The organism is Bartonella sp. AC158YNML (assembly GCF_042196725.1).
Classification (GTDB): domain Bacteria; phylum Pseudomonadota; class Alphaproteobacteria; order Rhizobiales; family Rhizobiaceae; genus Bartonella.
Window position 1 is genome coordinate 1 of sequence record NZ_JBHIQU010000016.1, and the last position, 26242, is coordinate 26242.

Sequence of the window (26242 nt, forward strand, 5' to 3'; positions counted from 1 at the left end):
AGCCGCTACCGTCACACATCGTTATGAAAAACAAAGCGGATACACAACAGAAATCACCTTTGAGGCACCAAACAAGGAAAGGAACAAAAATAGAGGCTGGGCTGGTCACCCAGCCAACGGGAACAGTTTAGCGACAACCCCATCCGATGCAACTTAACTTAACATCGCAGCCACTTCTTATCACTTAAAGCAATGAGAAGACGGTTAACATAGATGAAAGAGTGTTAAAAAATAATGGATATACTTCATAAGGAAAAATTAAAATCTGTTGAACCTATTTCACCAGCTGCTGCTTATATTGGGGGCAAAAAAAGATTAGCCAAAACCATTGTCAAAATCATTGAAGATATTCCACATAGCATTTATGCCGAGCCTTTCGTTGGTATGGGTGGAATATTCTTTAGACGGAAACTGATACCATCTACTGAAATTATCAATGATTTTTCAGGAGATGTGGTGAATTTTTTTCGGGTGTTACAACGCCATTATCACCCTTTTATAGAACTATTAGCGTTTCAAATAAGCAGCCGTGAGACGTTTGAACGCTTACAGACACAAAATCCAGAAACGCTTACGGATTTAGAACGGGCTTTGCGGTTTTTATATTTGCAGCGTTTAAGTTTTAGTGGGAAAGTAGCAGAGCGTACGTTTAGAGTTGAGACAGACCGTAGTGCACGGTTTAATCCCTTCAAACTTGAAGGTGTATTAAAGCTTATTTACCGCCGTTTAGCGAGAGTTATCATTGAACATTTAGATTGGTCTGATTTTATTGTGCGTTATGACCGGCCAAATACCTTGTTTTATCTTGATCCACCTTATTTTGGTGTTGAGAATTATTATGGCAAGGACTTGTTTAAGCGGGAGGATTACCAGACGATGTCTATGCTGCTTGCACAATTAAAGGGGAAGTTTCTTCTCTCTCTCAATGATGTGCCAGAGATTCGAAAAACCTTCAGTCAATTCCATATAAAAGAGGTGAGAACAATTTATTCCTGTAATTTGTCAAATAATGCGATTCCGGCAAAGGAACTCATCATTACCAATTGTGATTAGGAAAAGAGAAAACGATTCACGAAAGGGGCTTTAAATGACCTTTGAAAGGCCTTTGAAGACCCTTTGAGAACACCTTTAAAACTCTTTGAAAAAAAATGAATTGGTACAAAACCTAGTGGCAAAATATACAAAACCTGCTGGCAAACTACACAAGCTACAATCGCTTTATAAACTGTGGCGGAGAGAGAGGGATTTGAACCCCCGATAGAGTTGTCTCTATGCCGCATTTCGAGTGCGGTGCTTTCAACCACTCAGCCATCTCTCCATAATAAAGTGAAACAAAAATCGGTACTATTTGAGTGTATAAGAGGTAGATAACCTTCAATTGTTTTTGGTACAACCTTTTTTTCTTTTTTATGGGACTTTATTGACAGAGAATAGAAATTCCTTCATATATACAAAATATAAGCGTGGGGAAATCTGCGCATATTTGTGTTGAAGAAGGTTTTATCCTTCTTTGAGATCTATTACGACTGATAAAAAGCAGCCTATTTTCCCTTATTTCAAGGCAGAAATTAAATAAGAGCTGGAGTGAACGGAAGGATAAAAAATGTTCGCAGTCATTAAAACTGGTGGTAAACAATACCGCATTGTTGCTAATCAAGTGGTAAAAGTTGAAAAAGTTAGTGGAAATGCGGGTGATGTAGTTGAATTCAATGACATATTAATGGTTGGGCAAGAAGGTAATGCGGTTATTGGTACCCCTGTCGTTGCTGATGCATTGGTGACAGCTGAGATTTTAGAACAGGCACGTGGGCGCAAGGTTATCGCATTTAAGAAGCGGCGTCGTCAAAATTCTAAACGCACGCGTGGCCATCGTCAAGAGTTTACGAGGCTTCGTGTTTTAGAAATTTTAATGGGTGGTTCAAAACCTAAAAAAGTTGCTGAGAAACCTATAAAAGAAGAAGAAACTACACCAAAAGAAACAAAAGCTGCTGCTTCTGTTGAGAAGACGGCTAAAAAAACGGTTGAAAAAAAGACTGCGTCGCAGAAGAAAGTATCTGTAGCATCAAAGAGTAAGAAAGATTAAAGGAGAGCGTCTATGGCACATAAAAAAGCTGGTGGTTCCTCGCGTAATGGTCGTGATTCAGAATCGAAACGTCTAGGCGTTAAAAAATTTGGTGGTGAAACCGTTATTGCCGGAAATATTATTATTCGCCAGCGTGGTACACGTTGGCATCCTGGAAACAATGTCGGCATTGGAAAAGACCATACGCTTTTTGCATTATCAAATGGAAAGGTTTCTTTTCAACGCAAAGCGGGTAATCGTTCCTATGTTTCAGTCATTCCTATGGTGGAGGCAGCAGAGTAATCTGTAACACTCTCTAGCCATCAACGGGATTTCATTGAATTGTAGTTGTGGTTTTATAAGTATTAAAAGGGAAAGATGAATCTCATCTTTCTCTTTTTGCGTTGGTACTATAATAAATGTAGAAGATAAAAAGGTAGAATTGGGGAAATGGCTTTTCTTAATGAGGAAAGGGTTTGTGCGATATTGTGTTTGTACTGAAGGTATTGATGTTATGATGGAATTTGTTGATAAATTTGTGTGTGATAATAGTGAGGAGAGTTTATTTTCTTTTTATGCATGAAGAAGCGCTTAGTAATTTCCTTATAAAAAAGGCAATTTGTTTTCGGGAAATTATGAGAAATTTAATGAAAGCTTTATTTATACGATCATTTTGATAAAGGTGAATTTTTTATCGGCATGTAATATGAATGAGTTATCATATCGTTTTTTTAGACAGGGAGGCTATTCGTTTAAAAGAACAGGGATAAAAATCCACAAGATGGCAATCAAAACTACTTTGAAAGTAACGTGCATTAAGGAATTTTCGATAAATCGAGAGTGAAATTATATTCTTAAGGAGAATGGTATTTAAAGATATAAAAATAACCAATGTGTAACTAATTCTCTGCAGAAGTATTTTTTCTGATTTCACTATTATTTGTGCATCATTGAAAATAAACCAGCATAAGAGCTAGGGTTAAGGCAGTAATTTCTTTTCATTTTTGTGCTTTATGTATCTCATTTGTCGAAATGTCTAGAAAGTAAAGATTATTTGTAGAGTTTTTCTTTGTTTTAATGGTTGAGGATGGCGCGTTTTTGGGATGGGCGTACTTTGCAAATGCGCAACAGAGAATATGTGTGTTTGCGATATTGATTGAAGCAAAGGAGTGGCTTAAAATATATCAATGTTATATATTAAGAGAATAAGTATCGTGGAATGAGCTGCACAGAATTTTAAGGATGGTAAGTTGCAGGGAAAAATTTGTAATTATATAATGAATTTTAAAGAGGTAGGTTACATCAACGTGGAGGAATAAATTAAAGTGTTAGCCGAAATTACAGATGATTAAGTAAGATAGTTTCTTGGAGGGGGAAATAATGATAAGTTATATTAAATAACTTAGGATAATAAAAGCGTTTTTAAAACATAATTTTTCAGGTGATTTGGGCTGTAAAAATCGAGGTTTTGTCTTTGTAAAGTAAAGAGTAAGAGTCAGATTTGCTTATGATGGTTCTAAGCAACCCGCGGGATGGTAATATCCAATTGTTTTATCGGTGATATTGAGGTATTTGAGCACCTCACTTAGCTATATTCCATAAAATAAAAGAAAATTGTGGTGTTGTTTATAGCTTGTATTTTGGAAAATGCAGCTTTGAAAAGGAATTTATCAGAGATATTCGTGTTCAAATATGAGGCAATTTGAATTCATGATGGGATGCAAGAAAGCAGAAGCAATGAATGTAGATTTTACGGAGAGTGGAATCTTGTCTATAGGATCTGTACAACTTGCAGCTGCTTTTGATCATAAAAATGATGCGATCTATGCTGCTGCTGAGTTGCTTGTGCAGGTTGGTGCTGTTGATAAATGTTATCTGGAAAGCATGCTTGCACGTGAAGAAATAACCAATACTTGGCTGGGGAATGGTATAGCTATTCCTCATGGTATGGTTGAAAATCGTGATTTAATTATCAAGGACGCTGTTGCTGTTATACAAGTTCCTGCTGGTGTTGAGTGGCAGGATGGAAAGAAAGCACATTTGGTTATTGCCATTGCAGCGTGTCCAGAGCTCTATAGAGAAATTTGCAAAAAATTGACATCTCTTTTATTTGATAAAAAACAGCTTGAAGTACTTGCAACAACTGCGGACAAACAGCAAATTGTTACAACTTTATTTGATCAAGATATGAAGATAGAAAAAAATGTTATTGGTGATCTTTCGATGTGTCAGGAATGGACGTTAGATTATCCAAGCGGTCTTCATGCACGACCAGCTTCTCTTTGGGTTGATTTTGCGAAAAAGATTCAGAACTCTATCAGAGTTCGCCATGGTCAATATGCCGTTGAAATGAAAAATTTAGTTGGTTTATTGCAATTAGGAGTAAAAAACGGCGATGTTCTTATTTTTTCTACAGATGCTGCAGAAGGAGCACAACTTCTTAAGGATGCGATTTCTATTGTAAAAAAGGTAAGTATTAGTGAAAAATGCGTGATGAGAGAAATGGAATCTCAAACAAAGACTTTTCATGGTTGGCATCCACGCTCCATGCACAAAGGTATTTCTGGTGTTGGAGCAAGCTCAGGGTTAGCGTTTGGTAAGATTTTTGTTTTAAGGCAAAATGATATTGCCATAATAGATCAGCCAATTGATTTTGCAGCTGGTGCGGCATGTCTTGACAATGCTCTTACAAAAACAAAACATAAAATGGCATCAGTGATTTCTGATATTACAGTGCGTATGGGAGCGGATTCTGCTGCGATTTTTTCTGCGCAAATGGTTTTGCTTGAAGATGAAAATTTAATAGCTCAAGCTTATCGTTTTATAGCAGAAGGTCATGGTGTTGCTTGGTCTTGGGATAGAGCGGTTCGGCAGTTTTCAGATATGTTTTCTAAGGTAGATAATCCTTTGTTAGCAGCACGAGCTGTTAATTTAGTTGATGTTGGTCGTCGTGTTTTAGGTGAAATCAATCCATCCTATAGATCATTCTTTTTAAATGATATACCACGTGGTGTCATTCTGGTTACAAATGACCTGTCTCCTTCTGATGTAGCACAACTTGATTGTACAAAGGTAAAAGGATTAGCAACAGCATGGGGAGGTCCATTATCTCATACCGCTATTCTGGCGCGTACTCTTGGTATTCCAATGGTTGTTGCGGCAGGTGCTGATATTTTAGCGGTTCAGTCTGGTATTCAGGCTATTATTGATGGCGATAACGGGTTCATTTATCTTGATCCTACGTTTGAAGATGTTGAAGATGCCCAAAGGAAAATTGATACTGTTGCGCAAGAACGTATCAGTGAGATAAATGCGTGTAGATTACCAGCGCAAACGACAGATGGTCAAAGAATTCGTATCATGGCTAATGTCAACTACGCAAATCAGGTTCCTGTTGCACTTGATTTGGGGGCTGAAGGTGTTGGACTTATGCGCACGGAATTTTTGTTTTTAGAGAATCCATATATTCCGGATGAAGAGCTACAATTTAATATATATCGGGCGATGATTACAGCTGTAGGAGATAAGCCAATAATTATTCGTGCACTTGATATTGGTGGAGATAAACAGGTTGCGCATTTACATTTATCTAAAGAGGACAATCCTTTTTTAGGTGTTCGAGGAACGCGGCTTTTGTTACGTCGACGTGATCTTTTGGTGCCTCAATTACGTGCTTTATATCGAGCAGCAAAAGAGGGTGGAGATCTATGGATTGTGTTTCCGATGGTCATGTCTGTTTCAGAGATTGTCGCTATAAAAAAGATTGCAGAGGAAATCCGCAACGATATTGATGCACCAAAATTAAAACTTGGTATTATGATCGAAGTTCCAGCAGCGGCCATTATGGCAGATGTATTGAGCGCCCATGTTGATTTTTTTTCAATTGGAACCAATGACCTAACACAGTATACAATGGCTGTTGATCGGCAAAATCCGTACCTTGTGTCTGAAGCTGATAGCCTTGATCCAGCAGTTTTGCGTATGATTTATCAGACTATTCAGGGAGCTGCACAAAATAAGTGTTGGGTTAGTGTATGTGGTGGTATGGCTGGAGATCCTTTTGGTGCAATGATTTTGACTGGATTGGGAATTAATGAGCTTTCTATGATATCTTGCGATATTTCTCCAGTAAAGGCGTATTTACAGACTCATAGTTTTGAAGATATGAAAATTTTAGCACAAAAAGCATTACAATGTGAAACTGCACGAGCTGTACGTGCTCTAAGCAAGGATATAAGGTGATAAAGAACATTAAGGGGAAAGAACGAGCTCATTTTGCAGACTAATCAGATCTTTAGTGCTGTAAAACATTATCCTTTAGGACGATTATAGGTAGCATATTAATTTGTAATGGTAATTTATCGTTTTACATAATGAGAACCCTGAATATTGTAGGGTTTTCTCGTTTTAAATTTCTCTATATTAAATTAATAAAAATTATTCTTTTATACATTACAAGGAGGAGTAATGTATGGATAAAAACACTCTAAGAAAGAATAAATTCCTTTTATGCATTCTCTCAAATAGCAATAGATATTGTAACATTAGGCGATAAATAGCGTGATGGTACTTGGCTTTTCTTTTTATTTAAGGAAAGATGATGCTATCCAATAGATTTTATACCATTCATAGACACCGTATGAGGTATATGTGACAAGCTTTAAGAGATGTTTTTTAACAAACGTGTGGATGAGAAAGAAAATAGTATTTTTAGAGTATTCTGTTTTGTGATGAGACCATATCACGCTTAAAGAATGCGATAATTAAAAGTATGAAGTAATACGTAATCTCTTTTAAATAATTGAGATTACTTTAGATATTTTGAAAACTGTAAAGCTGAATTTAAAAGTATATGGTAAAAATGAAAACAGGTTTGCATTTTTATGATTTTGTATTTGATCAAAACGAGACTATTTTTTCATTTTAGAAAATAAGATATATTCATACATATTAAATTAAAAATGCAAAGTTTTTTGTCTGAATTTTATTTTCTTTAGTATCAACTAAATATAGAAGTGTGAAATTGAGTAGAGGATTTAGAGTAGGGCTTATTATGGATCCTATGAAAGAGAAAACTGACACCGTCACACTATTTTACAGCTCTCAATGTTGCAAAAATTCGTGCTATTTAAGAAAATGCATAAGAGCCACTTATCCTCTCTTAAAATGTTCTCCCCCCACATACCATCCCTTCCTATTAAGCAAGTGATTTTAATTAATTCAATATGAAAGGGGTTATGGTGAGAAAGAATTACGATATTCGAGGTTTTTATGATGTGTAAACGATGGTTCATCATTATAAATCAATATGTTATATATTGTCTGAAACATAAAAGTGATTAGCAGGTAGATCTCATTTCAAGAGAGAGTTGTTTGTAATCAAAGTTATAGTGATTAAGGATTTTCATCCTTGGAGGCAAGAAGGAGGTCGAGAATGATTTTATTGAAATGAAATTTATTATCTGAATAAACAATTTTAATATTAGGGATATAAGAAGTTCATATCGTTATTATTCTATTTATTATTAGGGTAATCAATGCTGTGAAGCGAGAAATATTTAATTATTTGGTTGCGTAAAACCATGGACTGTATGCCAATTTTAAGAGAAGTATTTTTTTGTGAAGCAGAAAGTGCGTAAATGAGCATGAAAGTTTATAACTGGCGACAATCTTTTTATTCCCATTATTGTATTCTACAAACCTATCCACGAAAAAAGTTTTTTCTTAAAAAGAAGAGATGTGCTTGTTATTCAACAGATAAAAGCTCTTATTTTAATAAATGAATTTGTTTTTTGGGTTTTGAATGTATAGTTTAGACTTGCACGTTATTTCTTTCTGGGTATAGTGCAAACTTCTGGAGAGGTGGCCGAGTGGTTGAAGGCGCACGCCTGGAACGCGTGTATATGGGAAACCATATCGAGGGTTCGAATCCCTCTCTCTCCGCCATTAATTTAAAACGAACTTTCATATGCTTGATATGACATAGTTTAAAAAGCTCAGCATTTGCAGGATTTTTTATTGTTTGAAATTGACTAGTTCTCGCCGATCTATGCCTGTCATTATGTACACTTAGAAATTACTATTGAATTTTCATCAATTTTATAATTTCTAAGCTCCTCTTCTCTCGATCTTTAGATAACCTGATCTAGCATAAACGATCTCTTCAAATATCATTAAAGGATTTTTGCCATTATCACTAATTTCTGGTAGAGCTTTTAGAATTAATGGTGATCATAGTGCTATTTGCAATTTTGTTGATTAACGGGCTAAATGCGTTTTATCCACATCAGAGATAACGAATACCTCAGCTTTTCTCACGCAATGTGCTCATTTAAAATTAATGTCATGAATATTTGTACAAAATTTTTATCTATACGATAATCAAAAAAAGACTGACGTAATATAATAATTGAACATCATTCATGCGGCACTTTCTTTTATCTCTAAGCTTTGTATGTAAATAGATAGTCCGTGCAAAATAAATAAAGGGGCGCAAAAGCCTATAAATACACACAGGACGTATAATATAGAAAATGAAAAAAATTTTTCTGCATATAAAAGCACAATAGAGAATAAAGCTGTTATAATGCGCACACTAGCTTCGCTTACTAAAGTCACCTCAGCTAAATTTTCACTAGGTGTAACAGCTTGACCAATTGTTATTCCCGATACCCTAAAATAAAATTGCCCAATGCCTAATAAAAAACCCATAATATAGAGAGAATATTGGGTAAAATTTAAATATAAAACAGAAGAGATTGCGATTATTGCTAAAACCGATGCTCCCCATACGAAAAAACGAATTAAAGATGGATATTTCCGTAAATAATAGGATGAAACAAGACCATTGATCACAAAACCCAGTGCTAACAAAGAAAAAATAGAATTTTGAATGGCTGTAAATTTTATATTATCTGATGTTAGTGATGCAAGAACAAGCGGCAATAAAACGAGAGATCCTGTATAAAGAAAGTTATTTAAAATACGATTGATCGTTAAAAAACGCAAAGCAGAAATATGCCAAAGACATTTAAAACCAACTCCATAAGCTCTTTGGGTTGACCTTTTCGATGGCTTTTTTATTCTATTTATTTGTTGTATAGAATTTATACGAAACCATAAACCGGCATTTAAAAGATAAATAAAGACAACAAATACTATGGCTATTTCGTGTCCCAAATACGCAATTATAAAATATATAAGCAATGGAGAAATAATAACGAAAAATTGACAACAACTGGTATAGAATGCAAATACACTAGCCTTTTGTTTTGGGTTTTGAATAAGCTGATTCAAGGCAGTATTGTTATTTGGGTTATCAGCCCCCTTCAAGAGAGCGAGTAAGAAAAACACAAATAAAATAAGCATTGAGTTGTTTATGAATAATAAGAAAGACAACAACCCAGCACAAATAATTTGACTATAAAATCCAATTACAAAGCCTTGATAGCGCGCTAACACATTTCCCAAACATAAGCCTGCAATTCCAATTGCAATTAAATTAACGACATTCAAAGCGGCAGACGCTTCTCCAGTTGTATCTTGTAATTGTAACAAAGAAAGGCTGATAGATAATACGCCACTCGTACAGAAACTTGTCAAACTTCCAATCAAAATCATAAGAAAGACGGAATTACGCAACATTTCTTACGACCCCAGACAGAGCACTAAGCCATTTTGTGATTTTCTCTGTTGTCAAATGTGGCTCGGTACTTAATCCGAGTTTTTCATAAAATTTGAGTTCAAATGCATTGCAAGTGCTTATTTTTTGCAAGCCATCTATCAGCATAAATTCTATACCAAACAATACTGTGCTCATAAATTGAGACAAATAATAGGAAACTGCTCTCCAATACATAAGTTACGCTCTTTTGCCCAATAATTTTCCAAGGCATATTTCAAGTAACAACCATCTAAAATATGTTTCGGACAACAGTGCAATAGATAAAAAATACGAGGTGCATCCACTTCGTGCACGAAACAAAAAGAAATATTTTTAGCTCTCATGATATTATAAAAACTTCCAGCAAGCCGATCTTCTAAATTAACTCTAATCACAACAAGACTTGTATCTAATGTTCGAGCAACATAAGACAAAGCCAATTGCACTGCTAAAATTTCAATAACCTCTAAGTCAGATTCGGGATGCGCTTTTTTTAAAGTTCCCGCCCAATCTATCCCTGCTGCACCTAATAATTGACCAACTTCGTCTGAATGAACAAGATGCAATTCTAACCAATATTGGTGCAAAGTTTTCGGCTTTTGCTCTCTTTGTCTCCCCTCTATCCCAATTTTGTATTCCTAACACTCTCACATGAACTAAAGAATCTTTAGGTATTCGAACTTTTATTAAACTTTGTAACAATGGATTAGAAGCTCCTCCTCCACTAACGCCGACAATTATTTTTTCATCGAAACGAACGAAAAAAGTTATCTCTGAATTTGTTAACTTTTATCGGGACAAATGAATGATATTCTTTCTTACTAATAAAAACATATTCCCTAACTTTTTCTTTATGATTATCGAAAATATATTTCGCTACAATTTTATCATCAACTTTAGAATAAATATTTCTCTTTCGGTTTAATCAATTGTTATCATCAATATTTCTATCTGTTTTAAAAATAAACGCTTTTTCTCCTAGATCTACTCGTAACTGCTGTACAGTCTTTCCAAGAAAAGGCACTCCTTCAACATTGCTCTTAACATTACCATTCTGAGAAATTTTACACATACACTGCATTGTACAAAACGCCATGAGTTTTTAAACTGACTCAACTAATAACTTTTCTAATGGGCAAAATAAACCATGAAACGCATGTGTTGTCACAATTCAAAAAATAATCACCTGTTTCTTATAATGATATCGGTAGAATAAATGAACTAACCAAAAAATTGTAGAGCTAATGGAACAAATTTTATCTTATACCTTGTAACCCTATCTAAATTTCAACCATTTTTGTTAAAGGTTCTTGTGCAACTTTTTTCACTTTTCTGTAACAACAGATTAATAGCTAAATTCACCTGCATCATAATAATCGATCCTTTTTTATAAGACAGAGCTTCTTCAAACTCGACATATAAAACATTTTAAGTTGTCACTATATCATTTTCATGTACTTTAGACTAACAATACACCAAAAACCAAAATAAAAATATTTTACCTAACTCATTGAATTTATGAAAATAAAGTGATGCAAGAGCTAAAAAAGTTATTTAAGAGTTCAAATTCATCGACCATTAGGGACATCAATGCATGATAATATCCAATTATTATGAGGTATACCAAGTATACTTGATAATTTTTCCACCTCACGTCTAGAGCAAGCAGCTACCCATTTCCAATAGTGAGATTTTCTGTAGCAATTGCATATATGCATCCTACATCTGCCGCAATTGATTTGTGCCTTGTATTGGCAGGTAGATGTATAATATCTCCTGGTGTACAGGTTATACGTTTTTCGCTATAGAAAAAATCTAATTCTCCCTCTATAATCAAGAGAGTTTCATCGACCTGGTGAATATGCCAATCGTGTATTTTTTTTGGAAAATCTCTTTGTATCTCTATTGATCCTTGCTCTGGCAGCATCATTTTGAATATATCATAGATATTTTTATTTAATTTAATTTTAGAAAATTTAGTCATTATCATGCTCCATTACATGATATGGACAAGGTGGGGATTCAATATTATTATCTTGCAGAAAATATTGCATCCATTCTCTATTTTGGGGATCACCATATTTTCCTAAAAAAGGAGACTTTGTGATAATATCAAAAGGTTCAAGCCTTTTTCTTACAGTGGAGAACGCATTCTTTGCTTTTTTTTCTGTATCCAGTAGATCAGAGAAAACCCACCTAGGCTGGAAAGTTAACATAAATGTAGAACTTTTTCTACTTATTCTGTTTATATGGGATGGGGTATTGCAAACTATAAACATAGGTTCACCATGAAAGCAAAACTCCCATAGAGGGTCATCCATATTTTTAGGTATATGCTTAGGCCATTCTTGGTCGTCAAGCATTCTCAAATCTTTAAGTATAGACCAGAATTTCTCTCTATAAACTTCGATACTTTGTATGGAGACAGGCTCCTCAAATGCAACAAAAGATGTATTTTTTCCAAAGGTCTTATAATTATCACAATAATTTATAAGGTCTTCCATAATATTTTTGGCGGTCAACTTTTTGTAGAATCCAAATCTCAGCATGTCTTTTTGATATCCATTCACCCGGAATAGACAAGGAAAAGGCCTGATTTTGTTATTCATTATCGCATCGAATTCGTTAAAAATTACTTGCTTCCATTTTTCATATTTGTCTATATTTTTAATTATTTGCGCTGCTGAATCCATGTGTTCCTCCCAATTGTTGTATTTTATAAAAAATTGCTACGAATTATCCTTTCCAAAGTCGATAATTCATCATCACTCTCGCTCCAAATTGCTATAATGGCTGGACAGGTATTTAAATCAATGGTCAGGGGGAGGGGTTCATTTTCTTTAAAAAAGAGCATAAAATGAACGACATTTTCCCAAGAATGAAGCTTTTGCTGCCATAGATTAATATCTTTTATGATACGACCATCAATTTTATTGATAAGAAAGATAATACGCCCTTTTTTCTTAAAGCGACTTGGTGTTTGCGAAAACATTCCCGCAATAAGGTTAACGGAGCTTTCAAGTAAATCATTTTCATAGCAATGTGCAAACAAAGTGGGCGCAATCCCCCCCCGTGGAGGCGGGCTCCTACTTCGATCATCACTGGACCACGAGCTGTTTGCATGATTTCCATATGCGCAGGTCCATATCCAATCCCCAGCGCACGAATGCACTGTTTTGCATAAGAGATAAGAGCGGCATAAAGGGGATCTTGAGCATCAAGCACATCAAGCGATTCATAAACAAAAGCACTTCCATTATGAATACCTTTTTTATATCGCGATAAAGCACATACCTTTATAGCCTCTCCCTTTACGACGGCGTCGACGATGTATTCCTCTCCCTCCAATCTTTCTTGAAGCAAATAAGCCTCGTTAGGTGCGCCAAAAATATTTTTTTGCGTCCAGTCGATTCTAGAGGACCATGCCGCCACTTCCTCAAGATTAGAGAAAAATAAAACACCATCACTCCCTGCAGAATCATTTGGCTTTACCACATAGCCGCTGTGGCTTTCAAAACCATCGAAAGTATAATTGTCTTTTGTAAGAATTTTTGATCGGATATAAGATAAACCATTTTCACAAAGGTGTTTCTGCATTGCTGCCTTTTTCCGTCGCCAATCTGTGGTTGAGGGATTATTCCCAGGGCAATTATAATAAGCCGCCAATTGATCTGCACAATAAATACCCCCTTCGGCACCCGCTATTACAGCCTCTATCGTGCCGATAGGAAAGCGTGTCTTTATCTCATCTACATTATGAAGTTTCGCTTCTGCCATGCCCTCACCTTGATAAGAGAGCATATAGTGTGAAAAAGGAGCTTGTTGAGAGATAACACCATAACAAGCATAGCCTAATTTTTGCAAAGCAGGGCCATAGAGGGCACCCGTGGAGAAAGGGTCGACAATAAGAATAGGTTTTCTCATACTTTGTTCCGCTGTAATAAAAGGAAAAGAACATAAATAAAGATTATTAGTCCTATAAGGGGGAGAAGATAAACAGCTGCTTGAGGACCCATAAGGGCAGAGCTTGTAAGAAGACCAAGAATGACATAACCTGCCGATTGGGAGAGAGTATAAAGCATACCGCTATAGCTTCCCAGCAGCTCTGCTTGAGCCTCTGTTTTGGTCTCTTCAATCGTATGTTTGCGGGCATTAATTCGCATGGTATTCATTGAAAGTCCAATAAAAAAGCAAAAGACCACAGCCAAATAGGGCGATTGTGTGGTGCTAAAAATAAGATCAGCTACGCTCAACATAAGGGCTGGAAGGATGAATTCAAAGCGCGGGATCTTGATAAAAGCAGCCAGAAAAGCCCCCACACCCGCAACTGCGCTGCACAGCCCATAATATTCAGAGCCGAAATTTTTTACACTCTGAAAAAGAATAGTTGCCAGCGTATTATAAGCGCAAATATGAAAGCCAATAAGTCCTATGCAGACGCATAAAAGTTTAAGCTCACGGGAGAGCCCATCCGCTTGCGGTGTAGGCGCTGGCTTCTTACCAGTTTCAAGTGCTGTGGTATCTGTGGCGTTATATTCATCGCAAAAGATAATATATCCGGCTATAAGGCTTATAATGATGTCAAACACACAAAGTGTCACAATCAAACCATTATAGCCGATTTCAGCTGCAGCCCCTTGAGGGCTGGTTGCTTCCAAGAGATAACCACTCAATGCTGCTCCCAAAAAGGCGCCAATCTGCACCACTGTTTGCATAATGCGGGAAGCCTTTTGAGCACTAATATAGCCACTAAGCGAGAGTTTAGTATTATAAGTCTCCAGCGTACTTAAAGTGATCAAAGAGAGATAACCAATAGAGATAGAGACAGCGATAAAACCAAAGGGGGAATCAGCGTAATGGAAAAATGCAATCAATAAAAGAAGGCTATAGATAATGATCCGCCTTTTGTATAAATCGACCAACCGCAGTGAGGCTTTAATATACACAAATCCACTTTTTTTCAAAAGATAGGGTGTAAGAGTCCCCAAAGCCATGGTTACGCCTAGAAAAATCGATGAAGATGTTATGCGATAAGCATTCCAAAGGTTACTTAAGAAAAGCACCATATCAGAAAGATAGAGTAGGGTAACAAGCCCATAAAACCGAAACATTAATTCTTTGCGCACATCATCTTCCCCCATGTTCGTATATCTAAAAATATACGTCTATACGTTTTTATAAAAAACTAATATATGTGTCGTTAGGCATGTCAAGTTTTTTAGATAGAAGTATGATACAAATTTGAATAATAATGTTTATCATTGCGATAGCTAATTTTCGGAGAGACTGAGAGCAGAGACAGTTGGTGTTTTTATTGTGCTTCTTGTAGGATGTTTTACCAATAAGAAGTTTCTTCGCTAAACGGCTAGCATAGCTATGTTCTTGGGGGGGGATGTGCTCGATCCTATTTGAGTGTGAAAATAAGTTAAGGGGGGGAGGCAATAATGGCGCTTATGTTTTCGTTGTTACCTTAAAAAACTTTCTCCTTCTGACTTTAATGTAGCAATAGCACAAGTTTTTTCTCTGCTATGGAACAGCACCAAAGGCATTGTTATTCTTTATTCGTATTGGTCGCTTTCATTTTTGGGCGCTTCCAATATGACTTTTTGGGTATCTTCTCTTTATTTCTCATGGCAATAAATAATGAGGCTTTCTATTTTTCATTGCTCTCCTCAAGAAGGTTTTGTACCAGAAGAGATCAATCAACAATCATTTTTGGTTATTTTTCAGGGACTAAAGAATCCATTTTAATGGCATAATAAAGTTTTCCTTTTTAATATAGCAACTAAAGCTTTTTCTGAACATGTATAATAACGATGCAAATGCTATGCTGGACTTTTTAGGTTTGTCTGCATCTGAGTTAAAACTCTTGCTTTTTGGTAAGAGCAAGAGAACAAGCTTCAACGATACTATATTGCGTTCACGATGCGTAGGTAAACTCCCTGTAAGATAATGATGCATATGAATCTTCAATACCGTAAAGTTATTTTACATTATTTATAAAGGTATAGTTTCTGAATAAATACACATAAAATATTAATTTTATTCTATCTTTATATGTAAATATTTTATTTTCATATAAAAAATTGATCATACGACAGAATAGAGATTTTAAAAGTCTTAAAAAAGGAATTTTGCTTTCTTAAATTTAGTGATCTACAATGAAAATTAGAAAAAATGCATTTTTTAAAACAGAAAGCATGATACATATCGAATGATATTTGTTTTAGAGGATAATTTATGTTCACTTCAAGTTTGAAGGAACGCATTGATTTATTTGAAAATAGAACTTTTCTCTATTTTACCTTGAGTGGCTTATTTGCTACATTTGGAAGTGGACTAAATTATATTACATTGTCGTGGCTCGCTTACAATCAGACGGGCTCAATCCGTGGTGTAGCGTTGATGATGCTTTTTCTTTGGACGCCTGGCATTATTTTTGCGCCTATTTTTGGCATATTGGCAGATAAATATAACCGTAAAACGCAGATTATTATTTCAAATCTTGTGAGAGGTTTGGTAATCGTAAGCTGGGTAATGCTTTGGCATTTTGGTATAAAAATTGAATTGATGGTCTTATCTGCTCTTTTGGGTATTTTTATCCCTTTTTATATGCCATCAGCTATTTCTTTAATTCAAAGTATTGTGCTGAAGGAACAGCTCATCAATGCAAATGCAACCATCGATATGGTTTATGAACTTGGCACTATCGTAGGTATGGGCTTAAGTGGATTTATACTATCCTATGCAGGAACAAAAGGAACTCTTCTAATAGGTGGTATATTCTTTATCATTGCTGGTTTATTTAATTTTGTAATGAAGGTACCTAAAAACCGAAGATCTAAAAAACAAAACCAGCAAAATTGGTGGGAAAATTATACAGCATCCCTTCATTATTTTAAACAGAATCCGGCTCTTTTTGTACCTTATATAAGCCAGATGATTATTATGACTCTTTTGATGACCATTCCTGTTATTCTCGTTCCTTATATACAAGAGGTTTTACATGCTGATAACAGGACCTTTGCGATATTTGAGGTGCTTTATTCTATGGGCGTATTGACAGGTGCGTTTTTTTCACCACTTCTTTGTAAAGTTTTATCGATAAGGAAAACATTAGCCATTTTATTAGCTTTTATGGCTATTGGCCTCGCTATTTTATCTGTTAATACACACAATTTTGTTGTTTTTCCTGTTTACTTTATGATTGGATTTGGACTTTCGAGTTGGGCTCTTTCGATTTCTTTATCACAACTCTCTTGTGATCCTGAATACCAAGGAAGATTGCAGGCAAGTTTTAATGGTATCTCTGGATGCTTGATCCTCGGATTTTATCTCATTATGGCAAGCGATAACAGTAGCATATCACCTCAATCGATATATTTTTTTCAAAGCATTGTTGCGTTTGTTGGAATTCTCATTGTACTGTTTTATAAACATGAAAAACAATAAATTGGCTTTAAGTGTGGTAAAATACGCTATTTTATAAACATTTATGTTGTGGTATATTTCATGTTTTTCTTTTAAAGGGGTGGTGAGCAAATGGAAAGTTGGTGCTCAATAAATAAAGCATAAATTGATATATGCTAGAGAATACTCCCTATTTTTTGATAATAACCCAAAAGAATTGATGCGTCTCTCTAATTCATCTCACTGTTGTTAAGAAGACGAAAACGTAACACTTTAAATCTTCTTGAAAGTTTTTTGTCTAAGCGTAGTAGAAAGTAAAGCGACGATGTAATATCTTATCATATAGGGGGAGTATTGCATTATTTTTGTTTTTCAAAATCCATATGAAAAATTGTATCAATTTCATCCTCGTTGGTATGAGTGTTTCTGCGACGATGCAAGGTTTGCACAATCTCTTTTTTTAAAACAGCATCTGCTTCGCTTAAACGGTGAATACTAAGTTCTAATTCAAGAGATAATGCTAAATCCACGCACAGTTTAAGCTCTTCTCCAATGTCGAAACCGCGTTGATAGTCGTCATAAAGACCAACCAGTGTATCAGATAATTCTTTATCGCATAAAGAGGTCATGCTTAATTCCTCAACGTTGCGGGTTTCCATGCAGCTTTTTTAAGTATCACTCCACTATCATCACTTAAAATTGCCATGTATACGAACCTCATGGTTTTGTCAATTTTCTGAAAAATACGCGCTTTTAAATCAAAGCCTATTAAAGATTTTATTACTCCAAGATTTTGAAGCGCCCAATTGTAAATATGGATGGCAATGTGTTTACTATAGAATTTATAGCATTTAAAATACATTGCCAAAAGGCTTTTAATATGCGTAGAGGAAGAGTATTCTGACGATAAACCAAAAACCCTGAAATCTCTATTGCCAGTTACAGCTAAATCAGTGCCATTAATATATAAAATAAGCAAACAGGGTTTGTAAACGTCTAACTTTTTAATAACGAGTGATAATCTCATTTTTTGTAGAATACCAATTATTTTGCCTATTTTATATTGATTTTTAGACATTGATAAACTTTTTACCTTATAAAACCTATGGGAAATGCATTAGCATATTTTTGTAATAAAATTTCAGTGGTATATTGCACAGCATGAAATGAAGAGAATCGTATTAGGCTTTTTGCTTTTGAAAGAATATGACTGCAACTTTTGAGAAAGCAGTTGGCAAGAATTGGCTTGGCATGCAAACTGATAGAGTTGGCATTGGCGCATTTAGTTTTTTCATTGGCCTGTGTCCAAATGTTTTTGACTCTGGAAAATAGCCTCTGATAGGCTTGAGTTTTTCCAAGGTTATATTACAGGGGCGCAGCTCAGAAAAATACCACAGCGATTGCATTTTTTGTAATTGTCATAATTTTCGCTCCTGCTTAAATGGATACTGTAACATCCGTTTTTGTGGGGTTATGTATGTGATAACTGCTCTTCTTAAGGGGCAGTAACGATAAATATAATTATTTAGTCAACAATTATATTGATTTTGGAGTGTTTTTTTGGCTCGTCCGGAAGCAAAACCTAAAACTGAGTTGGCAAAACGTTTTCGTGAAGTGCGTCACGCTCTTGGTTTCACAGAGCGTAAGCAGTTTGCTGAACATCTTGGTATCACTGCTGGCTCTATAGGAACTTATGAAACTGGTATAAGTGAGCCTACAGCCTCTGCGCTCTCCAAATATCAAGAAATTTGTGGTGTTTCATTAGATTGGTTAGTAACAGGCAATGGTGATATGTTTTCAGATATGGCAAAGGCGAAAGCAGCTGGTTTTAAACCGCAGGCGATTCCTGCTGGGCTGATGAAAAAGCTTGGACATTTAGTTTATACGACCTATCATGATGCAAAAATAACACTTTCTCCTGAAGATGTTGCGGAATTAGCAGCAGAGCTTTATGGAAGATTGCAAGAGCTTATTCAAAACCTCAATGATATAGAAGAAATCGACGCCACTTTGCCGCTTTTAAAATTACATTTGAGACGTAAAATCGAAGCTGAAAAAACACCTCTAGCAACTTCATAAGATACGAATGAACAGCTTTTTAAAAAAATAAAACTTTTTTGATTTTCTGCTGTATAACCAAGTTTGGAATGTGAAAATCTCACGATTTTCGAGTCTCTTATTCGATCTGAAAAACGAGAAACTATTATTATAAATCAATATATTTCTCTGATTAAAGATAAAATGGTTCATAAAAAGAATGACGAGTAGTGATACAAACAAAATTTCTTCAAAATGAAGCGAGTATAGCATCATTCCTGAAATATTTGTTGGTTGAAGAAAAGATACGGACAACGGTGAAAATACAGTGGGTTATGTGAGAGGAAAGAGTTTAGAAAACAGCTTTAGTGAAAATACAAGGACGGTGTTTGATGACTATGAAGGGGAACAGACATGAAAGAAAGAAGAACGAAAGCTTATTTATAGCGCTTTTATCTTTTTATGAAGATGATAAGATGAGCACGTTAAAACTTTTTACAGAGCGTGCATCATTATATTTAAGACAGATTTCTTTCAAAGGTGTGCATCATATATTGAAACAGATTACTTCGCAGCAAAGAGTGATGTTATCATGATAATTGTCATTATTACATTATGCTATAAGTTAAAAAATCATAAATTTGTGCTTATAAGAACAGCTATTTTATTGAGAAGTATTTTTATAAATTTATAAAAAATTATTTTTACACTCTTGCCATTCTTTTAATGCGCTTTATTTGAAAAGGTAGAATTGCTCTTTAGTGAAACTATTTTTGTTAAGAGATAAATCGCAGTGTTTTTGAATGGAGATAACGGTATATTTTCAAAGTTTTGTGTTTTTATTTATTTTTTAGCTTGAATCCCTCTAGCTAAAAGGGTTGGGGACTTTTCTAGATTCGATGTTGTTGCAAAGATTTTAGGGCGATGCCGTAAAAAATAGCGGTATCGTAGGGGGAGGGTTTTGTCTTGATTTATTGGTTTTTGAAGTGCGCAAACTGAGGGTTTTGCCATGAGTGTTTCCGCGCGTTGTAATGATGTTGAACTCTGTTGGAGGAGGTTCTTATGAAAAAAAAATATTCCACACCAAATTTAATTAAAGTTGTCTCTCTTAGTACGGTAATGGCGACACTCTTATCGAGTGTTTCTCCTGTTTTTGCGGCGAATCTCTCAATAACAGGAGAGCTAGTTAGAAGCACAAGTGGTGCTAGTGTCATGTATCCGTATGGTAGTCATGGGAGTGTTGTTTTTGCTGGTGATGATGATTATTGTGGTGCAGACAACGTTGTTGGTCGTGGTGGCAAACAACAACAAGGAATTACTGATAATCAACGAATAACTGCAAAGGAACAATATAACAGATTTATCGAAGATCGAGAATTTTTTAACCGTCATCCCTATGGTACCACGACTGAAAAGGTTACTTGGGCTGGTGATGGTGTAACGATTAACAGTCTTAGTCGGCCGATGAGTGGCTATATGGGAACACCGACTGGTGGTATCGTTAATGCAATGCCTGAGGCTTATGGTGTTTATTCTTTTGCAACAGGGTGTGGGTCTGCAGCGACGGGTAATTATTCAACCGTTTTGGGTGCAGGTGCAACGGCGAAGGCTGGAGGGGCGCAAGCCTTTGGTGTTTCCGCACTTGCAAGTGGTAAAGCAGCTGTTGCTATGGGGGTTGGTTCAGAGGCATCGGGGGAATCTTCAGTTGCTATTGGAGGGCTTGCAACTGCATTAGGTACAAATAGTATTGCTTTAGGTACAAAGGTAAAGGCAGAAAAGAGTTATACGATTGCTATAGGTACAGATGCTGAAGCTTTGGGGTCAGGTGCTATTGCAATAGGGGTCAGGCGTTCTGACAGGACTGAAGAAAATAATCCTAACAGAAAAGTAACAGCGAAGGGAGAAAACGCGATTGCTATAGGTACACATACCTATGCTGAAACGGAAGATTCTGTTGCTATTGGCGCAAATGCACAAGTAACGGTGTATGACGGTGTTGCTATCGGTGGTGGCTCGGTCTCTGATAGGAACAAGGGCGTTAAGGGGTATGACCCTTACCTTAATGGTGATTCGACAGAAACCGGTATGGCATGGAAAAGCACAACAGGTGCTTTTAGCGTTGGTGAAGTTGGTGGTACTAGTAATGGTAACCTAACACGACAAATTACAGGGGTCGCTGCTGGAAGTGAAGATACCGATGCGGTAAACGTGGCGCAACTAAAAGCTATGAGAGATGTCATAGCAGGGGCAGGGGGTTGGAAACTTTCTGCTAACGATACAGATCCTACAGACGTGAATCCAGGCAATACCGTAGATTTTTCAGTGAAAAGTGAAAAAGAAGAGGGAAAAGATAACTTAAAGATTAAAAGAGAAACTGCAGATAATAAGCATAAAATCGAATTTACTTTAAATGATCATCTTAAATTGACGCAAGTCACCACAGGCCAAAGCACGATGAGTGATGATGGTTTTTTTGTTAACGGTGAAGATGGTTCACGCATGACTGTAGATGGCTTTTTTATTAATGGTAATGATGGTCCTAACATGACTATTGATGGTATTGATGCGGCCAAGCAAAAGATCACAAACGTAGCAGATGGGTCTGAACCTAACGATGCAGTGAATTATAAACAGTTGCAAGAGGTGAAAAACGCGAACAAAACGAGTTGGCAGCTTGCTGTTAACGGTGGAGATGCTACGGCTATTGGTCCAAATGGTACAGTAAATTTTCAGTCAGCTGATAATGACGGTACAAAAAATATCAAGATCGAAAAAGATAATGATCACAATGTCACATTTGATCTAGCTGATGATATTCAGGTAATGACTGTCACAGCAGGAGACAGCATTATGGATGCTGCTGGCTTTAGATTTGACGGTGATGAGGGGCCGAGCATAACTGTTAATGGTATTCATGCTGGTGATAAAACGATTAAAGGAGTAGCGGCAGGGGAAGAAGATACTGATGCTGTAAATTATAAGCAGTTGACAGAGGTAAGAACACTTGCTGAAGCAGGCTGGAAACTTTCTGTTGATGGGAACAATGCTACAGATGTTAAAGCTGGGAGTACAGTAGATCTTGTTGCTGGTGAAAATGAATATGGTAGCAAAAATATAAAAATTGCAAAAGACAGTAATAAAGTTACATTTTCTTTGAGTGATACTCTTAAGTTGACGAGTGTTACGACAGGCAACAGCATTATGAGCAACGATGGCTTTACGTTTATTGATGGTAATGGACCAAGCATAACTTTAAATGGTATTAATGCTGGTGATAAAAAAATTACAGGAGTAGCTAAGGGGAAAGAAGATACTGATGCTGTAAATTATAAGCAGTTGGCAGAGGTAAGAACACTTGCAGAAAATGGTTGGAAGCTTTCTGTTGATGGGAATAATGCTACAGATGTTAAAGCTGGGAGTACAGTAGATTTTGTTGCTGGTGAAAATGAATATGGTAGCAAAAATATAAAAATTGCAAAAGACAGTAATAAAGTTACATTTTCTCTGAATGATACTCTTAAGCTCACGAGTGTAACGACAGGCAACAGCATTATGAGCAACGATGGCTTTAAGTTTGTTGATGGAGGACCAAGCATAACTGTTGATGGTATTGATGCTTACAATAAAAAAATCACAAAAGTTGCTAACGGAACTGAAGATACCGATGCTGTGAATTTTAAGCAGCTGAAAGATGTTACAGCGGGAATTAAAACGGGTTGGAAGCTTGCTGTTGAAGACGGAGAAGCTACAGATGTTAAAGCTGGGAGTACAGTAAAGTTTGTAGCTGCTGCGGATCAAGATGAACACAAAAATATCAAAATTGTAAGAGGCGATAATAACGAGGTAACGTTTGATTTAAACGAACTTATTAAAGTTAATAAAATAAAAGTAGGGGATGAAGTTACTATAACTGATAATGGCTTGGTGATTAAACGTGGTCCAAGTATAACATATGGCGGTATTGATGCGGGCGATAAAGTAATTAGAAGAGTGTCAGACGGTATTTTGGGTACGGATGCAGTTAATCTTAACCAGTTGAAGACAGTAGAAGAGAAAATAAAAGAAGTGGCGGACAATAGTCTTGTTAAATGGGAAGAAGATGGAAAGCTTATCACTATTGGTGCCGAAAAAGAAGGTGTTGAAATAAATGTTTCTAACAGTAAAGATGAAACTCGAGTTATTGCTGGTGTTAGAGCTGGAAAAATCGGCCGTAATTCGACAGAAGCAATTAATGGTGATCAGCTCTTGAGTATTACAGAGACTATAGCGGATTTTTTTGGTGGTGAGCAGACAGATATATATAATGGTATCAAACCAACGTTTACTGTTCAGAAGACAAAACATAATAATGTAACTGATGCTTTTGCTGCTGTTGATACTTCGATCACAAATATTGATAATAAGATTTCCGATGTGATAGAAAATAGCCTTGTTAAGTGGGATGAGGATGAGAAGCTTATTACCATTGGTAAGGAAAAAGATGGTACAAAAATTAATATCGCAGGTACTGATGGAGAGCGGACTGTTGCGGGGGTTAAAAATGGAAAAATTTCAGAAGAGTCAACAGACGCAATCAATGGTTCCCAAATTTATTCTATGGGCAGTGACATTGCAAAATTCTTTGGTGGTAATACCTCGTTTGAAAATGGTGTTTTTACAGGACCAAGATATAATTTATCTACAGTTTCGACAGATGGTATAGTAGCGCAGAAAACTTTTGAAGATGTTGGTTCGGCTTTAGAAGGACTTGATGTAAATGTCAAAAATGTGAGTAAACATATACAATATGTAGACAAGAAATTTGATGATAAATTTGATAAATTTTCTCAAGACGCGTTACTTTGGAGTGAAGAGGAACAAGCATTTGCTGCACGTCATGAAAAAGACGGACGTAAAACAGATAGTAAGATTACTTACCTTTTAAATGGTGATATCTCAGAAGAGTCAACAGACGCAATCAATGGTTCCCAAATTCATTCTATGGGCAGCGACATTGCAAAATTCTTTGGTGGTAATACCTCGTTTGAAAATGGTGCTTTTGTAGGCCCTAGATATAATCTATCTCAAGTGTCTGCAGATGGTAACGTAGAACAGAAAACCTTTGAAAATGTTGGTGATGCTTTGACGGGACTTGATGTAAATGTCAAAAATGTGAATAAACATATACAATATGTAGACAAGAAATTTGATGATAAATTTGATAAATTTTCTCAAGACGCGTTACTTTGGAGTGAAGAGGAGCAAGCGTTTGTTGCACTACATGGACAAAATGAACAGAAGACAGATAGTAAGATTAAGTTCCTTGCAGATGGTGATATTTCAGAAGAGTCAACAGATGCAATAAATGGTTCTCAACTTTATAAGATGGGCGATAAGATTGCAAATTATTTTGGCGGTGGTGCTCGCTATGAGAATGAAGAGTGGAGCGATCCTACTTTCAAAGTTTCTCAGCGTAATGAGGATGGCACTATTGTTGAGAAAAAGCATCATAATGTCGCTGATGCTTTTAAAGGTGTCGATAATTCTATTACGGATATCTATAATCAGATTAATAATGTAACAGAAAATAGCCTTGTAAAACAGGAGGGAGAAGATGGTCTTATTACTGTGGGTAAAGCAACCGGTGGTACTGAAATCAGCCTTGTAAATAAAGATAAGCAAGAAAGAACACTTTCTGGTGTAAAAGATGGAGAACTTTCTCAAACATCTACTGAAGCAGTAAATGGTTCACAGCTTTTTGCTACGAATGAGAAGGTTACAACTGTTACTGATAATCTTAAAACAGTTGCTCAAAATACATCGAAATATTTTGGTGGTAGTACAGATGTATTGAACGGTATAGAACCAGCTTTCCTTATTCAGGGGGAGACCTATCATAATGTTACGGAAGCGTTTACAGGTGTTAATACTTCTATCACAAATATTGATAATAAGATTTCCGAAGTGGTAAAAAATAGTCTTGTTAAGCAAGACGGAGTTTCTGCTCCTATCACTATTGGTAAGGATACAGCTGGTACTGAGATCAATATTGCGGGATATGCTGGTGTAGCGCGTTCTATTTCTGGTGTTAAGGCAGCAGAGAAGGGCGATGAAGCTGTTAACAAAGACCAACTGGATAAAAGCATAAAGGATATTACGAAAGATATTGAGACAGTAACTGCTTCTGCAGTTCTCTACGATAAAGGTGAAAATGGCAATGTTAATTACAGTAGTGTAACTTTAGGTGGCGATAAGAGCAATGGGCCAGTTGCTCTCCTGAATGTTAAGGATGGTGCAATTTCCCAGGATTCTCATGATGCAATCAATGGTAGCCAGATTAATAAAATATCAGGAGATATTGCAAATTACTTTGGTGGTGGTGCCTCATTCGAAAATGGTGCTTTTAAACAACCAAAATATAGCTTATCTACCATTGTTGAAGATGGCCAAGTAGCAAAAGTTAACTATTATAATGTTGGTGATGCTTTGACGGGGCTTGATGCGAATGTCAAAAGTGTGAATCAGCGCTTAACGAATGTATCCAATGAGTTTAATCAGAAAATTGAAGGTATCTCAAAAGATGCTTTATTGTGGGATGATGGAGAAGGAGCATTTGTTGCACGTCATGAAAAAGATGGGCAGAAGACAAAGAGCAAATTGAAGTATCTTTTGGATGGTGAGATTGCCAAAGGTTCAACGGATGCCATTACAGGGAACCAGCTTTATCTCATGAGCAATAAGCTTGCTAATTATTTCGGTGGTGGTGCTAAATATGCGAATGGTCAATGGACAGACCCTACCTTCAAGATTTCTAAAGTCGATGAGAATGGCAATACTGCTGAGAAAGAGCACCATAATGTCGCTGATGCTTTTGGTGATATTAATACGGGGATGTCAAATATTAATAACCGTATTAATGATGTCATCAACAAGGTTGATTCAGATGTTCTACACTGGAATAAGGAGAAAGGAGCCTATGACGCTAACCATGATGGTCAACCAAGTAAAATTATCAATGTAGCCGATGGTAAAGTTGAAAAAGGTTCGAAAGATGCGGTTAATGGTGGACAACTTTGGGAAACCAATGAACG

The 26242-nt window shown here is 36.1% G+C and carries 16 protein-coding genes and 2 tRNA genes; 8 read left to right on the forward strand and 10 right to left on the reverse strand.

Annotated features, from left to right (window positions below; genetic code table 11):
• Positions 1-234: 234 nt before the first annotated feature.
• On the forward strand, positions 235-1053 hold the full coding sequence (locus ACFIM1_RS07615; RefSeq protein ID WP_375609643.1) for a DNA adenine methylase: 819 nt from the start codon (positions 235-237) through the stop codon (positions 1051-1053).
• 175 nt (positions 1054-1228) lie between these two features.
• Here the strand turns inward: ACFIM1_RS07615 and ACFIM1_RS07620 are convergent.
• Positions 1229-1318: transfer RNA gene (locus tag ACFIM1_RS07620), tRNA-Ser, on the reverse strand.
• 285 nt (positions 1319-1603) lie between these two features.
• Between ACFIM1_RS07620 and rplU the strand changes: the two genes are divergently transcribed.
• From rplU to ACFIM1_RS07640, 4 genes are all read left to right on the forward strand, one after another.
• Positions 1604-2083: a 50S ribosomal protein L21 gene (gene rplU / locus ACFIM1_RS07625; RefSeq protein WP_375609644.1), complete on the forward strand. Its 480-nt coding sequence runs from the start codon at positions 1604-1606 to the stop codon at positions 2081-2083.
• Between the two features lie 12 nt (positions 2084-2095).
• Positions 2096-2365 carry a 50S ribosomal protein L27 gene (gene rpmA, locus ACFIM1_RS07630; RefSeq protein WP_273723965.1) on the forward strand — a complete coding sequence of 90 codons (270 nt, stop codon included), beginning with the start codon at positions 2096-2098 and terminating at the stop codon, positions 2363-2365.
• Between the two features lie 1407 nt (positions 2366-3772).
• Complete coding sequence (gene ptsP, locus ACFIM1_RS07635) at positions 3773-6304, forward strand: phosphoenolpyruvate--protein phosphotransferase (protein ID WP_375609645.1); 2532 nt, start codon at positions 3773-3775, stop codon at positions 6302-6304.
• Between the two features lie 1614 nt (positions 6305-7918).
• Positions 7919-8008, forward strand: a tRNA-Ser gene (locus tag ACFIM1_RS07640).
• Between the two features lie 474 nt (positions 8009-8482).
• Here ACFIM1_RS07640 and ACFIM1_RS07645 read toward each other — a convergent pair.
• The 7 genes from ACFIM1_RS07645 to ACFIM1_RS07675 form a co-directional block, all read right to left on the reverse strand.
• On the reverse strand, positions 8483-9682 hold the full coding sequence (locus ACFIM1_RS07645; protein WP_375609646.1) for an MFS transporter: 1200 nt from the start codon (positions 9680-9682) through the stop codon (positions 8483-8485).
• Between the two features lie 195 nt (positions 9683-9877).
• A complete protein-coding gene (locus tag ACFIM1_RS07650) occupies positions 9878-10312 on the reverse strand; it encodes a hypothetical protein (protein WP_375609647.1) in 435 nt (144 codons plus the stop codon).
• A gap of 338 nt (positions 10313-10650) precedes the next feature.
• Positions 10651-10806, reverse strand: coding sequence for a hypothetical protein (locus tag ACFIM1_RS07655; protein WP_375609648.1), 156 nt, complete (start codon positions 10804-10806; stop codon positions 10651-10653).
• A 588-nt stretch (positions 10807-11394) separates the two neighbouring features.
• Positions 11395-11709 carry a cupin domain-containing protein gene (locus ACFIM1_RS07660; protein ID WP_375609649.1) on the reverse strand — a complete coding sequence of 105 codons (315 nt, stop codon included), beginning with the start codon at positions 11707-11709 and terminating at the stop codon, positions 11395-11397.
• Positions 11702-12418: a YqcI/YcgG family protein gene (locus ACFIM1_RS07665; RefSeq protein ID WP_375609650.1), complete on the reverse strand. Its 717-nt coding sequence runs from the start codon at positions 12416-12418 to the stop codon at positions 11702-11704. Before ACFIM1_RS07665 ends, ACFIM1_RS07660 begins: the two co-directional genes overlap by 8 nt.
• Positions 12419-12635: 217 nt before the next feature.
• Positions 12636-13649, reverse strand: a complete 1014-nt coding sequence (locus ACFIM1_RS07670) for an ATP-grasp domain-containing protein (RefSeq protein ID WP_375609651.1) — start codon at positions 13647-13649, stop codon at positions 12636-12638.
• Positions 13646-14851, reverse strand: a complete 1206-nt coding sequence (locus ACFIM1_RS07675; RefSeq protein ID WP_375609652.1) for a hypothetical protein — start codon at positions 14849-14851, stop codon at positions 13646-13648. The genes ACFIM1_RS07670 and ACFIM1_RS07675 overlap by 4 nt, the downstream gene beginning before the upstream one ends.
• Positions 14852-15965: 1114 nt before the next feature.
• Here ACFIM1_RS07675 and ACFIM1_RS07680 point away from each other — a divergent pair.
• Positions 15966-17177, forward strand: coding sequence for an MFS transporter (locus tag ACFIM1_RS07680; protein ID WP_375609653.1), 1212 nt, complete (start codon positions 15966-15968; stop codon positions 17175-17177).
• A 317-nt stretch (positions 17178-17494) separates the two neighbouring features.
• On the opposite strand, the gene ACFIM1_RS07685 is transcribed toward ACFIM1_RS07680, so the two are convergent.
• A complete protein-coding gene (locus tag ACFIM1_RS07685; protein ID WP_375609654.1) occupies positions 17495-17764 on the reverse strand; it encodes a hypothetical protein in 270 nt (89 codons plus the stop codon).
• A 2-nt stretch (positions 17765-17766) separates the two neighbouring features.
• A complete protein-coding gene (locus tag ACFIM1_RS07690) occupies positions 17767-18213 on the reverse strand; it encodes a hypothetical protein (RefSeq protein ID WP_375609655.1) in 447 nt (148 codons plus the stop codon).
• Between the two features lie 482 nt (positions 18214-18695).
• Here ACFIM1_RS07690 and ACFIM1_RS07695 point away from each other — a divergent pair, with 482 nt between their 5' ends.
• Together ACFIM1_RS07695 and ACFIM1_RS07700 are read left to right on the forward strand one after the other, a co-directional pair.
• Entirely contained in the window at positions 18696-19214 is a 519-nt protein-coding gene (locus ACFIM1_RS07695) for a helix-turn-helix domain-containing protein (RefSeq protein WP_375608750.1), read from the forward strand.
• Positions 19215-20234: 1020 nt separating this feature from the next.
• A partial coding sequence (locus ACFIM1_RS07700; RefSeq protein ID WP_375609656.1) for a hypothetical protein occupies positions 20235-26242 on the forward strand: 6008 nt, incomplete at its 3' end.

Coding starts and splice junctions, on each gene's coding strand:
- ACFIM1_RS07660 (WP_375609649.1), bottom strand. CDS start 11,709: ATGACTAAATTTTCTAAAATTAAATTAAATAAAAATATCTATGATATA.
- rplU (WP_375609644.1), top strand. CDS start 1,604: ATGTTCGCAGTCATTAAAACTGGTGGTAAACAATACCGCATTGTTGCT.
- ACFIM1_RS07655 (WP_375609648.1), bottom strand. CDS start 10,806: ATGCAGTGTATGTGTAAAATTTCTCAGAATGGTAATGTTAAGAGCAAT.
- ACFIM1_RS07690 (WP_375609655.1), bottom strand. CDS start 18,213: ATGTCTAAAAATCAATATAAAATAGGCAAAATAATTGGTATTCTACAA.
- ACFIM1_RS07670 (WP_375609651.1), bottom strand. CDS start 13,649: ATGAGAAAACCTATTCTTATTGTCGACCCTTTCTCCACGGGTGCCCTC.
- rpmA (WP_273723965.1), top strand. CDS start 2,096: ATGGCACATAAAAAAGCTGGTGGTTCCTCGCGTAATGGTCGTGATTCA.
- ACFIM1_RS07615 (WP_375609643.1), top strand. CDS start 235: ATGGATATACTTCATAAGGAAAAATTAAAATCTGTTGAACCTATTTCA.
- ACFIM1_RS07685 (WP_375609654.1), bottom strand. CDS start 17,764: ATGACCTCTTTATGCGATAAAGAATTATCTGATACACTGGTTGGTCTT.
- ptsP (WP_375609645.1), top strand. CDS start 3,773: ATGATGGGATGCAAGAAAGCAGAAGCAATGAATGTAGATTTTACGGAG.
- ACFIM1_RS07665 (WP_375609650.1), bottom strand. CDS start 12,418: ATGGATTCAGCAGCGCAAATAATTAAAAATATAGACAAATATGAAAAA.
- ACFIM1_RS07680 (WP_375609653.1), top strand. CDS start 15,966: ATGTTCACTTCAAGTTTGAAGGAACGCATTGATTTATTTGAAAATAGA.
- ACFIM1_RS07645 (WP_375609646.1), bottom strand. CDS start 9,682: ATGATTTTGATTGGAAGTTTGACAAGTTTCTGTACGAGTGGCGTATTA.